We start from the raw sequence: 547 nt of genomic DNA, 5'->3' as shown, positions 1-547 counted from the left end.
TTGATCGCCGCAATGGTGTCGTACTCGGCTTCACCGGTGTAAAGGTCGGCGCGGGTGCGGCCATGCACCGCCAGCGCTGTAATACCTGCCTGTTCAGCGATCTTCGCCACTGTCAGGCCATTCTTGTTGTCCCGGTCCCAACCGGTACGAATCTTCAGGGTCACCGGCACATCCACTGCGGCGACAACGGCCTGCAGGATCTCGGCGACCAACTGCTCATCCTTCAACAAGGCGGAACCGGCGGCCTTGTTGCAGACCTTCTTGGCCGGGCAGCCCATGTTGATATCAATAATTTGCGCACCCAACTCGACATTGGCCCGGGCGGCCTCCGCCAGCATCTGCGCGTCACCCCCGGCGATCTGCACCGAGCGTGGCTCGGGATCTCCTTCGTGGATCATGCGCATCCGCGACTTGCGGGTGTTCCACAGACTCATGTCGCTGGTAACCATTTCAGAGACTACTAGACCCGCGCCCAAACGTTTGCACAGCTGACGAAAGGGCTGGTCGGTGACGCCCGCCATCGGGGCGAGGATCAAGCCGTTCTGCA

The 547-nt window shown here is 61.2% G+C and carries 1 protein-coding gene; it reads right to left on the bottom strand.

Features of this window, described 5'->3' with window-relative positions; translation table 11 throughout:
- Positions 1-547, bottom strand: a 547-nt coding sequence (locus TU74_RS22990; protein WP_193790978.1) for a tRNA dihydrouridine synthase, incomplete at both ends; no start/stop codon positions are given.

It is taken from the genome of Pseudomonas lundensis, from assembly GCF_001042985.1.
GTDB lineage: Bacteria > Pseudomonadota > Gammaproteobacteria > Pseudomonadales > Pseudomonadaceae > Aquipseudomonas > Aquipseudomonas lundensis.
Note: the sequence above shows the minus strand (reverse complement) of the source record. Positions and strands in the feature narration are given on the sequence as shown.